A 12,805-nucleotide genomic window follows, 5' to 3' on the forward strand; every position below is an offset into this window, starting at 1 on the left:
CGGGGCTCCTCGGTGTTCCTCGGGGCCCTCGGCGTTCATCGGCGTTCATCAGCCGATACGAGAATCGCCGCAGGGGTTTCTCCGGCCGCGAGGGCTCGTTACGCATGTCGTCGTCGGCGACGACCGTCGCCGGAGAAAGGGATGCGAAGACATGAAGTACACCAGGGTTGCCGCGATCGTCGCCGGTTCGGTCGCGGCGCTCGGCGCGGCCTCGCCCGCGATGGCGGCGACCACGTCCGGCATGCCCCCCATGAGCCTCAACGGCGGCGTCAACCAGCTGGTCGCCCAGAGCCCGCTGCTGAACGGCGGCAGCGGAAACGTGGTGAAGGACGTCGCCGACACCGCGATGGAGCTGAATCAGGTCAAGGGCGACGCCCCCCAGAACGCGCTGAAGACCGCCGGTGCGGCGACGCCCCTCCTCGGCGGCATCGAGCTGGGCGGCTGACCGCCGCCGCCGGGGGCGGACACGACGGAGGGGGGCGCGGCAGCCGGTGGGCCGCGTCCCCTTCCCGTACGCCCGTAAGGGTGGCATCCCCGCCCGGCTTCCGGATCGGGCGGCCGGGCCGGGTACAGAGCGGAACGGACGCCGCGCGGAGAGACCAGGAGACGAGCACGGGCGGCGGCCACGATGCTCCCCGATTCGGCATATGAGCCGATGAGTCCGCCGCATGGGGTCCATTGGAGTGAACCGGCGGAACCAAACAACCCCGGCGGAGTTGCTCAGGGCGCTCCACTTGCGGGCATCCACGAGACAGAAGGACGGAACATGCTCAAGAAGGTTATGGCGACCGCCGCGGTCACCCTCTCCGTGGCGGGCGCGGGCGCGGCGATGGCACCGCAGGCTATGGCCATCGGCGACCACCAGGGCACCACCTCGGTCAGCGGCAACGACTCGATCCAGGCGTACGGCAACTCCGCCACCCACGGCGACCAGAGCCCGCAGCTGGGCCTGGTCCAGGGCTCGCTCAACAAGCCCTGCGTCGGCCTGCCGCTCAAGGCGAACGTCGGCTCGCTCATCGGGCTCATCCCGGTCACCGTCCAGGACGTCTCGGTGCTCTCCTCGCCGCAGAACCAGCAGTGCACCGAGAACTCGACCCAGGCCAAGGGCGACGAGCCGCTGTCGCACATCCTCAGCAACATCCCGGTCCTGTCGGGCAACGGCGCCGGCAACAGCTGAACCGCCGAATCCGCCCCCGGGCGGACCCGGCACACCGATCCCCCACGCGTACCCCGGCACCCCCTCGGTGCCGGGGTACGCGTGCTCCGTCCGGCCCACGGACCGGCGGCCGGCGGGTCACTCGCATGGCCCTCCATCGATCTTCCGTACGGGTACGGGCGGCTCGCCGCCCGCCATTGCGGCATTCGGGTGAACGGGCAGAACCAAACGGGTCCCGGAACGGTTGACCAGGCTGCTCCACGGTCGATCGTTCACAGCGAAAAGGAACACAAGTGATCAAGAAGATTCTGGCAACCGCCGCGGTCACCGCTTCGATGGTGGGCGCAGGCGCCGCGATGGCTCCCCAGGCCATGGCCATCGGCAACGACAACGGCACCACGTCCTTCAGCGGCAACGGCTCGACGCAGGCCTACGGCAACTCCGCCACCCACGGCGACATGAGCCCGCAGATCGCTCTGGTCCAGGGCTCGCTCAACAAGCCCTGCATCGGCCTGCCCGCCAAGGCGAACGTCGGCTCGCTCATCGGGCTCATCCCGGTCACCGTCCAGGACATCCCGATCCTCTCGTCGCCGCAGAACCAGCAGTGCACCGAGAACTCGACCCAGGCCAAGGGCGACGAGCCGCTGTCGCACATCCTCAGCAACATCCCGGTCCTGTCGGGCAACGGCGCCGGCAACAGCTGAGCGCGGACGCCGAGGTCGTGAGTGTGCCCCTGAGCGCCGTGCGTTCGGGGGCACACTCATTCGGCGCTTTTCTTCCTGAATTTCAAAAAAGATGTGGCCGCGTTCCCCATAGGCTATGTTTCCACCCGGTTCAATAATTCACCGTGCTGCATCCGAGTGAGTTTTCGAACCGGCGGCCATATAAAGGTTTCCTCGCGGGAACCTCCTCGTTACTAACTCTGCGGGGGTGCCCATGCACAGGGAACTGTCGACGCAGCGCGAAGGCCGCGGCTGCGTACAGCACCACCGCTGAAAGGATCAATGAAATGAAGCACACAAAGGCTGCTGCCGTTGTCGCGGGCGTCCTCATGACGCTGGGATCCGCCGCTCCGGCCATGGCCGACGCCGGCGCCAACGGTGCGGCCGTCGGTTCGCCCGGCGTGCTGTCCGGCAACGTGGTTCAGGTCCCCGTACACGTGCCCATCAACCTCTGTGGCAACTCGATCAATGTCATCGGCCTCCTGAACCCGGCCTTCGGCAACACCTGCGTCAACTCCTGACGCCAAGCCGGCAGGAAGAGAACCCCGGGACGCATGTATTCATGCGCCCCGGGGTTCTCTTTTTTTCACCGAACCACAAAATTACCCATAAATAAACAGGGCCCAGAATTCGCACCCCACCCGGAATTATCCTTTCCGGCCGGCGGATCCCCGCCGCATGAATAAGCCCGGCCGATTCGACTCGATCGGCCGTATCCCGCCGGAGATGAAGAAATTCTCATTTCCCTCGGCGGAGCCCGGAGACGCGGCCCGGACGCGGAGCCCGGTCCCGGCCGCCCCGCCCCGCCCCGTGACACCGTGACCGGCCCGGGGCGGGCACACCCGGGGCCCTGCCGCCGCGGTCGCCAGGACCGGACCCCACCCGGTGTTTCGCCCCGCCGGGCCCGGCCGAGTGACGAGTGCAACACCAAATCGCCGCTCCCGTCGCCGCACCGCATAAACCGCAGGCGTGCGGCCCGCTCCGCTATCGCATTCCAAGGATGGATGCCCCGGCCACCGCACCGAGCAGCCGGGCCGCCATTCCCGTACAAGGTCGCGAGGGGTGAAAACATCCGGCGACCCCGGTTACACGGCCGTAAGCTCACCGGCATGCAGGTGATCCAGTCGACGAAGCTCGCAAATGTCTGTTACGAGATCCGGGGTCCCGTCCTTGAGGAGGCGATGCGGCTGGAAGCGGCGGGTCATCGCATCCTCAAGCTCAATACCGGCAACCCGGCGGCCTTCGGGTTCGAGTGCCCGCCGGAGATTCTGGAGGACATCCTCCGCAATCTGGGAACGGCGCACGGCTACGGCGACGCCAAGGGGCTGCTCTCCGCCCGGCGCGCGGTGATGCAGCACTACCAGACCAAGGGGATCGAGCTGGACGTCGAGGACGTCTATCTCGGCAACGGCGTCTCCGAACTGATCCAGATGTCGATGCAGGCACTGCTCGACGACGGCGACGAGGTGCTCGTACCCGCTCCCGACTATCCGCTGTGGACCGCCTCCGTATCGCTCGCCGGGGGCACCGCCGTGCATTACCGGTGCGACGAACAGTCCGACTGGATGCCGGACCTCGCCGACATCGAACGGAAGATCACCGACCGCACCAAGGCGATCGTGATCATCAATCCGAACAATCCCACCGGCGCGGTCTATGACGACGAGATGCTGCGCGGGCTCACCGAAATCGCCCGCCGCCACAATCTGATCGTCTGCTCCGACGAGATCTACGACAAGATCCTTTACGACGGCGCGACCCACACCCCGACCGCCGCGATCGCCCCCGATCTGATGGTCCTCACCTTCAACGGGCTCTCCAAGAACTACCGGGTCGCGGGGTACCGCTCCGGCTGGATGGCGGTCTGCGGGCCCAAGGCCCACGCCTCCTCCTACATCGAGGGTCTGACCATCCTCGCCAATATGCGGCTCTGCGCGAACATGCCCTCCCAGCACGCCGTGGCCACCGCGCTCGGCGGCCGGCAGTCGATCGAGGACCTCGTGCTGCCGGGCGGGCGGATCCTGGAGCAGCGGGACGTGGCGTACGAGCTGCTCACCCAGATCCCCGGGGTCAGCTGTGTCAAGCCCAAGGGCGCGCTGTACCTCTTCCCCCGGCTCGACCCCAAGGTCTACAAGATCAAGGACGACCGGCAGATGGTCCTCGATCTGCTGCGGGCCGAGAAAATCATGGTCGTGCACGGTACGGGGTTCAACTGGCCGGAACCCGATCACTTCCGGATCGTGACCCTGCCCGCCGCCAAGGAGCTCGCGGACGCGGTGACCCGGATCGGGACCTTCCTGGATGGCTACGGACAGCCCTGACCGGATCCCGACCCGCCTGAGCTGCGGGAACCGTCAGACCCATCGCTATCGAGCCACCAGATCCGACTGCACTCAACTTTAGACAGAATCCAAGCTAGGATGGTCTCCTGAAAGTGAGCAGGAGGCCATCCCCCATGTACGAGCCAATACGCACCCGGTCCGTCCACACCATGGCCGACAGCGCCGACTACCCCCACCGCTCTCGTGAGGAGGAGCTGGACATCCAGCTCGCCGGTCATCTCTCCGCGCTGCTGGCCGTCACCGACGAACTGTCGCTGGACGACGCCGCCGAGCGCGTCGCGGCCCAGATCGCCAGATTGCGCGGCGCGCCGCCGGTCCGCCACGCTGGTCTGAGCGGGGCCCGCCCCGAGGCCCTGCACCGCCGGGCGCACGCCCTGGCCGGGCGGGCGCTGGTGGTCGCGGCCTCCCGCGCGGACACGGCCGCCGCGATCCTCGCCGCCGAGCGGATGGACGCCCACGCCGCCGCCCTCGACACCCCCGGTCTGGTCGGGGCCCACTGACGGCCCCGGTTCACGGGCCGGTGAGGCGCGTGGACCGGGTGCCACCCACGCGTCTCCGGACGGGATTCACATCCCCCCGGGTCCCGTCCGGGGACGCTCCCGCCGCACACGCCGGCCGGGAGGCCGTGCGCACCGGCCGTGCGCACCGGCCGGGAGAAAGAAGTCGGCCCCCGGAGTCTGAGGGGACTCCGGGGGCCGGAACGCGGCGGACCTGAGGGTGACCCCCACAGGTCAGGGCGGGACTGGTCGGGCCGGTCCGCCGCGAGGTTCACACGAGCCCGCCCGCCCGGCGGCTGCCGGGACGGGCGGGGAGCCGGTCAGCCGAGACGGGCGACCAGCGAGCGGTACTCGTCCCACAGCTCCTTGGGGGTGTGGTCGCCGAAGGTGTTGAGGTGCTCGGGGATCAGCGCCGCCTCCTCGCGCCAGACCTCCCGGTCGACCTTGAGCAGGAAGTCGAGGTCGTCGGCGGCAAGCTCAAGGCCGTCCGTGTCGAGCGAGCCCGCCGCCGGCAGGATGCCGATCGGGGTCTCGACGCCCTCGGCCCGGCCCTCCAGCCGCTCCACGATCCACTTGAGCACCCGGCTGTTCTCACCGAAGCCCGGCCAGACGAACTTGCCCGCGTCGTTCTTGCGGAACCAGTTGACGTAGTAGATCTTCGGCAGCCTGGCCGCGTCCGCCCGCTGGCCGACCTTGATCCAGTGGGCCATGTAGTCGCCCATGTTGTAGCCGCAGAACGGCAGCATCGCGAACGGGTCGCGGCGCAGCTCGCCGACCTTGCCCTCGGCGGCGGCGGTCTTCTCGGAGGCCACGTTCGCGCCGAGGAAGACACCGTGCTGCCAGTCGAAGGACTCGGTGACCAGCGGAACGGCGCTGGCGCGACGGCCGCCGAAGAGGATCGCCGAGATCGGCACGCCCTTCGGGTCCTCCCACTCCGGGGCGACGGTCGGGCACTGGGCGGCGGGCACGGTGAAGCGGGCGTTGGGGTGGGCGGCCGGGGTCCCCGACTCGGGGGTCCAGTCGTTGCCCTTCCAGTCCGTGAGGTGCGCCGGGGTCTCCTCGGTCATGCCCTCCCACCAGACGTCGTTGTCGTCGGTGAGCGCGACATTGGTGAAGACGGCGTTGCCCCAGAGGGTCTTCATGGCGTTGGCGTTGGTGTGCTCGCCGGTGCCGGGCGCGACGCCGAAGAAACCGGCCTCGGGGTTGATCGCGTACAGCCGGCCGTCCTCGCCGAACCGCATCCAGGCGATGTCGTCGCCGATGGTCTCCACGGTCCAGCCGGGGATCGTGGGCTCCAGCATGGCGAGGTTGGTCTTGCCGCAGGCGGAGGGGAAGGCGGCGGCGATGTACTTCGGGGACTCCGACTCGCCGGCGGGCGGGGTGAGCTTGAGGATCAGCATGTGCTCGGCCAGCCAGCCCTCGTCACGGGCCATGACGGAGGCGATGCGCAGCGCGTAGCACTTCTTGCCGAGCAGGGCGTTGCCGCCGTAGCCCGAGCCGTACGACCAGATCTCGCGGGTCTCGGGGAAGTGCGAGATGTACTTGGTGGAGCTGCACGGCCACGGGACGTCCTGCTCGCCCTCCGCCAGGGGCGCGCCGAGGGTGTGGACGGCCTTGACGAAGAAGCCGTCCTCGCCCAGCTCGTCCAGGACGGGCTGTCCCATCCGGGTCATGGTGCGCATGGAGACGGCGACGTAGGCGGAGTCGGTGATCTCGACGCCGATGGCGGAGAGCGGGGAGCCGAGCGGGCCCATGCAGAAGGGGACGACGTACATCGTGCGACCGCGCATCGAGCCGCGGAAGATGCCTTCGCCGGCCGTGCCGTCCTCACCGCCGGTGAAGAGGGCCTTCATCTCCGCCGGGGCCTTCCAGTGGTTGGTGGGCCCGGCGTCCTCCTCCTTCTCGGAGCAGATGAAGGTGCGGTCCTCGACGCGTGCGACATCGGTGGGGTCGGACGCGGCGTAGTAGGAGTTCGGCCGGGTGACCGGGTCCAGCTTCGTGAACGTCCCCTTGGCGACCAGCTCCTCGCACAGCCGGTCGTACTCGGCCTCCGACCCGTCGCACCAGACGACGCGGTCGGGCTGGGTGATCGCCGCGATCTCGTCGACCCACGAGATCAGCGCCTTGTGATCGGTGGGGGCGGTGCTGGGGAAGGTGGTGGAAGCCGCGATGTCGCGCGCCACGATCGCTCCTAAGTGAGGGTGGTGAGGGGTGCCCTGTGCGGTTGCCCTGTGCTGTTTTTCCTTGCTGCCCCGTGGGGGCCGCGACCCGGATGCTTCGCAGGCGCTCATCCGGTGCCGACTGCACTCATCTGATCATCCGGGGCTCGCGCCCATATGTCCAGGGGGTGTCTCACGTGAGCATCGCCACTCGCGCCGGGTGCTGGGTACCGCCATTCGTGTCCCGGTACGCCCCCGTTCGGCGGCGAACGGGGGCGCGCGGGAGCTCCCCGACGGCTCCCGGCGGCTCCCGGCGACGGGTCCGGCACACCGGTCTGTTACCTACGGTTGCGTAGGTACCATCCAGATATGACCTCTGCCGCGCCCGAAGTGACCGAGACAGAATCCCCCCCGGTGAAACCGAAGATGCGCGGCTGGCTGCATGCCGGGATGTTCCCCGCCGTCCTGGTCGCCGGACTGGTGCTCACCGCGTTCGCCGGCTCCACCAAGGCCCGGGTGGCGTGCGCGATCTACGTGCTCACCGCGTGCCTGCTCTTCGGGATCAGCGCCCTCTACCACCGGGGCGACTGGGGCCCGCGCGGCGAGGCGGTGCTGCGCCGGCTCGACCACGCCAATATCTTCCTGATCATCGCGGGCACCTACACCCCGCTGACGATGCTGCTGCTCCCCGACTCCACCGCCCGCCCCCTTCTCTGGGCGGTCTGGGCGGCCGCGGCGGCCGGCATAGTCTTCCGGGTCTTCTGGGTGGGCGCGCCGCGCTGGCTCTACACGCCCTGCTACATCGCGATGGGCTGGGCCGCCGTCTTCTTCCTGCCGGACTTCCTCCGTACGGGCGGCATCGCGGTGCTCGTCTGCGTGATCGTCGGCGGGCTGCTCTACAGCGTGGGCGGCGTGGTCTACGGGATCAAGCGCCCCAACCCCTCACCGCGTTTCTTCGGCTTCCACGAGGTCTTCCACTCCTTCACGCTGGCGGCGTTCGTCGTGCACTACGTCGGCATCTCCCTGGTGGCCTACCAGAGCTGACCCGGCCCGCCCCGCTCGTCCCCGCTCCCCCGCTCGTCCCGCTCCCCCGGCCGTGGCGGCCCGCCCGCCACGGCCTTCCTGTCGCCCCCGCGCGGCGTCCGCACCCCGTACGGCCGGGGGCGGGGAATCCGGGACGGACAGGCGCGTGGACACGGCCCGCCCGAAGACCGGTGCGGGACAATGAGCGCATGGCCGCCATCACGCCCGCCCCCGCCGAGACCTCCGGCCCGCCGCCGATGGGGCTGCGGGAGCGCAAGAAGCTCAAGACCCGGATCGCGATCCGCCGCGCCACCCACCGGCTGGTCGCGGAGCAGGGGTACGAGGCGACCACCGTCGAGCAGATCGCGGAGGCCGCCGAGGTCTCCCCGTCCACGGTCTTCCGCTACTTCCCCACCAAGGAGGACATCGTCCTCAGCGGCGGACTCCACCCCTTCCTGGAGGCCGAGCTGCGGGCCCGGCCGCCGGCCGAGGACCCCCTCGACTCGCTCCGGCTCGTGATCACCACCGGTCTGGCCGCCTTCACCGAGGAGGAGCGCGCGGAGGCCGTCCTGCGCACCCGGCTGATGGTCGAGGTCCCGGCGATCCGCGCCCGGATGACCGAGTCCATCGCCCTCACCTCCGACCTGCTGGTCCGCGCCCTCACGGACCGCACCGGCCGCCCCCACGGCGATCTCGACGTACGCGTGTTCACCGCCGCCGTGCTGGGCGCGCTGCGCGAGGTGATGCTGTACTGGGCCGCCCGCGACCACCAGGACGACCTGGCCGAACTGGTGGACCGCGCGCTGCGGACCCTCAGGGACGGCGTACGGCTCTGACACCCGGGCCCGGGCCCGCACCCGCTCAGCCGCCGGGCGTCAGCTCCCCCGCCAGCTCGGCGCTGTCCGTCACCGGCCGCCGGCACACGAACGCCCGGCAGACATAGGCCGCCGCCTCACCGCCCACCAGCTCCCGGTCCCTCAGCAGCGGGAACTCGTCCCCGCCGGGGACGCCCACCGCCACCACCGCGCCGGGCGCGGCCGACAGCAGCGCCGTACGGTGCAGCGCGGCCGTCGCCGGATCGTCGGCGGCCCCGACCACCGCGACCTCCCGGGGACCGTCCAGCAGCGCCTCCGCCACGGCGAGCCCCCACCCGATGAACCTCGGCGCCTTCGGCCCGAGGTTCTTCACCACCCCGAGCGCCCGCTCGGCCGCCGTCAGATGCGCCTCGGACCCGGTGTGCGCCGCGTACGAGAGCAGCGCCCCCGCGGCGGCGGTCCAGCCGGACGGAGTGGCGTTGTCGGTCGGGTCCTGCGGGCGGCGGATCAGCTTCTCGGCGTCGTCGGCGGTGTCGTAGAGCGTCCCGTTCTCACCGGTGAACCGGTCGATGACGATGTCCAGCAGCAGCCCGGCGAACTCCAGCCAGACGCCCTCCCCGGTGACCGCCGCGAGCGCGAGAAGCCCCTCCGCGACATCCGCGTAGTCCTCCAGCACCCCCGCGTTGGGGCCCACCCGGCCGTCCTTCGAGGTACGGGAGAGCCTCGCCGAGTCGTCCAGATGCAGCCGTACGAGAAGATCCGCCGCCTCGGTGGCCCGCTCGACCAGATCCGGCCGGTCGAAGAACGCCCCCGTCTCCGCGAGCGCCGCGACCACCAGCCCGTTCCACCCCGCCACCACCTTGTCGTCCCGCTCGGGCCGGTGCCGCAGCTCCCGCGCGGCGAGCAGCCGCTCACGGATCGACGCCTCCGCCTCCTCGCCCGGGAGCTGGAGCACGGAAGCCCCGTGCTCGAAGGTGCCCTCCTCCGTCACCCCGTACAGCCCTGCCGCCCGGCGGCCGTCCTCGTCCCCCAGCACCTCGCTCAGCTGCTCCGGCGTCCAGACGTAGAACGCGCCCTCACTCTTCCCGCCCGTCGCGTCCACACTGTCCGCGTCGAGCGCCGACGCGAAACCGCCCTCGGCCGTCCGCAGCTCCCGCACCATGAAGTCCGCGGTCTCCAGCGCGACACGCCGAGCCAGTTCGGATCCCGTGGTGCGCCACAGGTGCGCGTACGCCCGGCACAGCAGAGCGTTGTCGTACAGCATCTTCTCGAAGTGCGGCACCAGCGCCCCCTCCGGCACAGCACGCAGCACATAGCGGTGGAACCCGCCCCCCACCTGGTCGTACAGGCTGGACCGCACCATGGCCTCGCAGGCGCCCTCCGCCATCTCCAGCGCACCGTCCGAACCGGTCCTCGCGTGGTGCCGAAGCAGGAACTCCACCACCATGCTCGGCGGGAACCTCGTGTCCCCCGCCCCGAACCAACCGCTCACCGGGTCGTAATCCCTGCTCAGCCGCAACAGCGCATTCCCCTGCGACTCCGCCGTCGGCCGCCCCGAATCCCCCGCCCCCAGCTCCCGCCCGGCCAAATCCCCCGTAATCCTCCGCGCGACCTCCGCCACCTCCTCCCGCCGATCCCCCCAGGCCGCCCGCACCCCTTCGAGCACCTGCCTGAACGAGGCCATCCCATGCCTCGGCTCCGGCGGGAAATACGTCCCGAAGTAAAAGGGCTCCCCCTCCGCCGTCATAAAGACCGACATCGGCCACCCACCCTGCCCCGTCGCCGCCTGCACCGCCTCCATGTAGACGGCGTCGACGTCCGGCCGCTCCTCCCGGTCGACCTTGACGTTCACGAAGTGCTCGTTCATGTACGCGGCCGTGGGTTCGTCCTCGAAGGACTCGTGGGCCATGACGTGGCACCAGTAAATTAGTAGAAGCATAAGTGACAGGACGCATAGCCCACACTCAAGAAGATGGGCACGTCCCGCCGCTTAGCTTCATTCATCGCCTCCTCTCCCCATGGCCACCAATCCACCGGATTGGAGGCGTGCTGGAGTAGGTAGGGCGACTGCTCGTTAGCCAGTCGGTTCATACCGGCATCGTCGCATGATCCAGACCGCCCGGCACTGCTTTCGCGCGGCCTGGCCAGGAGTAAGACCTTGAGCACATCCCGTGACCAATACGCCATAGCCAACACCGCTCCGGAGGAAGCCGGGCCGGACGATCTTGAGCTGCGCGGCAGGCCCGCCGGGCTCGCTCCGCCGGACGAACTCGTCCGGCTGCACCCCGACACGCCCTTCTTGATCGCGTACTCCCGCATCTCGGACGACTGGCGCAAGCACAACAAGAAGAAGGCAGCCACGTCCGCGTGGTCGGCCGGTAAGGGCGTGGCCAACCAGCACCGCCGCAACGGCAGGAACGCCGCCCGCCACGGTGCAGTGATCGTTCACCGGTACACCGACAACGACCTGACGGCCTCGAAGCGCAACGTGGTCCGTCCGGACTTCCAGGCGATGCTCCGGGACCTTCGCAGGGGGCAGACGCCGGAGGGCTACCCGGTCCACGGGATCATCTGCGTCGACCAGGACCGCGTGCAGCGCACTGACCGGGATTGGGAAGATTTCGTAGAGGCGATCACGCTCGACCCGAGCCGGCGCTTCTACACACCGTCGGGGCCAATGGATCTCACCGAGGAAAGCGAGATCATCAAGACCGGCATCATGGCAGTGGTCAACAAGGCCGAGTCCATGAAGAAGAAGCGTCGAATCCGCGACTGGCACCAGGACCGAATACTCGACGGACTGCCCCACAGTGGCCCGAGGCCGTTCGGCTGGAACGAAGACAGGACAACGCTTCGGCGGGCCGAGTCAGACTTTCTGGCATGGGCCATTGACGAGCGCATCAAGGGGAAAGCGGTACAGACCCTCTGCGACGAATCGAAGCGGCGAGAATTGACGGGCACCCGCAGAAATGATCTCGTTCCGCAGACGCTCACGCAGATGATGACCGCTCCTCGCGTGTGCGGATATCGCGCAAACCGCGGCGAACTCGTTCTGGATGACGACAACGAGCCCATCGTGGGCATCTGGGAAACCGTGACGACACCGGAAAAGTGGCGTGCGGTGTGCGCCACCTTCGGGGCGGGGAGCACCTACCTTGCCCGTGGCTCGGGAACACCGAGGATCACTGGAATCCCGAAAACCGTCAAGTACCTGGGGTCGACGCTCCTCCGCTGCCAGTACCGCATCGAGGAGGAGAAGGACGGGGCGGTCACGACGCGCGTCTGCAACGAGCCCATGGGCGGGACGAAGGCCGCGAGCAAACGAAGCCCTTACGTCTACACCTGCTCGACGTGCTCACGCAACGCGATCTCCGGCCCCATGGTCGACCAGCAGCTCCAGCGTCTGGTGCTGGCGAAACTGAAGAAGGCCCAGGCCACTTTCATTGCGGTCAAAGTCGCGTGGCCTGACGAGGAGAAACTCCAACAGAAGGCGGACAAGCTCGCCGGATTGGAGAAGCAGTGGCAGGCCGACGAAGTCCCTGACGCAATGTTTTACCGACTGGCACCGCCTCTGGAGAGGCAAATCAAGAAGTTGCGCAGCGAGCGAGCCAAGTTCGAATTGGCAGCAGCGACGCAAAACGAGGCGCCTAACGACGTGGCCAAGAAGTGGCTCGCTGGCGAGTACGACCTTGCACAGAAGCGCCAGGTGCTGTTCGAAATCTTCGCCGCCGTCCAGGTCCTGCCTGGACAAAAGGGAAACAAGACACCGAACCCCAAGAGACTCATCCCCGTCTGGAAGTAGCAGCCACAGGTCTGAACGAGCTGGGCTCCGGGGCGAACCACTGGGGAGGCCCTGGCGGCTGCACTGCGTGACGTGGTCGACCTCACCTCGCTCTGCCCCGCTCGCCCGCCTCTCCCCGCTCCGGTACGACCACGTCGGTTTCCTGGGCGCCGCGCATTGCCCGGCCGTCCGCGCCGTGGCGGCGCTTGGGCAGTCCGTACGGCGGGCCCGGGACCGGCGACGCGGGCCAGGGGCCGGTCGAGATCCGCTGCGCCGGTATCGCGCCGAACCGGGGCGCTCGGCCCGGCTC

10 protein-coding genes and 1 pseudogene are annotated in these 12,805 nt (G+C 69.1%); 9 read left to right on the forward strand and 2 right to left on the reverse strand.

Going from position 1 to position 12,805, the window contains the following annotated elements:
* The first annotated feature begins 151 nt into the window (after positions 1 to 151).
* The 6 genes from ABD371_RS15460 to ABD371_RS15485 all read left to right on the forward strand — a co-directional run bounded on the left by ABD371_RS15460 (position 152) and on the right by ABD371_RS15485 (position 4,720).
* Complete coding sequence (locus ABD371_RS15460) at positions 152 to 445, forward strand: hypothetical protein (RefSeq protein WP_344477081.1); 294 nt, start codon at positions 152 to 154, stop codon at positions 443 to 445.
* A gap of 321 nt (positions 446 to 766) precedes the next feature.
* The gene (locus ABD371_RS15465; RefSeq protein WP_344477083.1) at positions 767 to 1,177 is read left to right on the forward strand and encodes a rodlin; all 411 of its coding nucleotides are present in this window, start codon (positions 767 to 769) and stop codon (positions 1,175 to 1,177) included.
* Between the two features lie 272 nt (positions 1,178 to 1,449).
* The gene (locus tag ABD371_RS15470; RefSeq protein ID WP_344477085.1) at positions 1,450 to 1,860 is read left to right on the forward strand and encodes a rodlin; all 411 of its coding nucleotides are present in this window, start codon (positions 1,450 to 1,452) and stop codon (positions 1,858 to 1,860) included.
* A gap of 305 nt (positions 1,861 to 2,165) precedes the next feature.
* Positions 2,166 to 2,399, forward strand: coding sequence for a chaplin (locus ABD371_RS15475; protein WP_190121497.1), 234 nt, complete (start codon positions 2,166 to 2,168; stop codon positions 2,397 to 2,399).
* Positions 2,400 to 2,987: 588 nt separating this feature from the next.
* Positions 2,988 to 4,199 carry a pyridoxal phosphate-dependent aminotransferase gene (locus ABD371_RS15480; protein WP_344477087.1) on the forward strand — a complete coding sequence of 404 codons (1,212 nt, stop codon included), beginning with the start codon at positions 2,988 to 2,990 and terminating at the stop codon, positions 4,197 to 4,199.
* Positions 4,200 to 4,333: 134 nt separating this feature from the next.
* The gene (locus ABD371_RS15485; protein ID WP_344477089.1) at positions 4,334 to 4,720 is read left to right on the forward strand and encodes an SCO4983 family protein; all 387 of its coding nucleotides are present in this window, start codon (positions 4,334 to 4,336) and stop codon (positions 4,718 to 4,720) included.
* Between the two features lie 317 nt (positions 4,721 to 5,037).
* On the opposite strand, the gene ABD371_RS15490 is transcribed toward ABD371_RS15485, so the two are convergent.
* On the reverse strand, positions 5,038 to 6,900 hold the full coding sequence (locus tag ABD371_RS15490; RefSeq protein ID WP_344477091.1) for a phosphoenolpyruvate carboxykinase (GTP): 1,863 nt from the start codon (positions 6,898 to 6,900) through the stop codon (positions 5,038 to 5,040).
* A 345-nt stretch (positions 6,901 to 7,245) separates the two neighbouring features.
* Here ABD371_RS15490 and trhA point away from each other — a divergent pair, with 345 nt between their 5' ends.
* Complete coding sequence (gene trhA, locus ABD371_RS15495; protein ID WP_344477093.1) at positions 7,246 to 7,920, forward strand: PAQR family membrane homeostasis protein TrhA; 675 nt, start codon at positions 7,246 to 7,248, stop codon at positions 7,918 to 7,920.
* A gap of 188 nt (positions 7,921 to 8,108) precedes the next feature.
* Entirely contained in the window at positions 8,109 to 8,735 is a 627-nt protein-coding gene (locus ABD371_RS15500; protein ID WP_344477095.1) for a TetR/AcrR family transcriptional regulator, read from the forward strand.
* Positions 8,736 to 8,760: 25 nt separating this feature from the next.
* Here ABD371_RS15500 and ABD371_RS15505 read toward each other — a convergent pair.
* A pseudogene (locus tag ABD371_RS15505) lies at positions 8,761 to 10,805 on the reverse strand (thioredoxin domain-containing protein).
* A gap of 67 nt (positions 10,806 to 10,872) precedes the next feature.
* Between ABD371_RS15505 and ABD371_RS15510 the strand changes: the two are divergent.
* Entirely contained in the window at positions 10,873 to 12,516 is a 1,644-nt protein-coding gene (locus ABD371_RS15510; protein ID WP_344477097.1) for a recombinase family protein, read from the forward strand.
* Positions 12,517 to 12,805: the final 289 nt, after the last annotated feature.

It is taken from the genome of Streptomyces amakusaensis (genome assembly GCF_039532665.1).
Classification (GTDB): domain Bacteria; phylum Actinomycetota; class Actinomycetes; order Streptomycetales; family Streptomycetaceae; genus Streptomyces; species Streptomyces amakusaensis.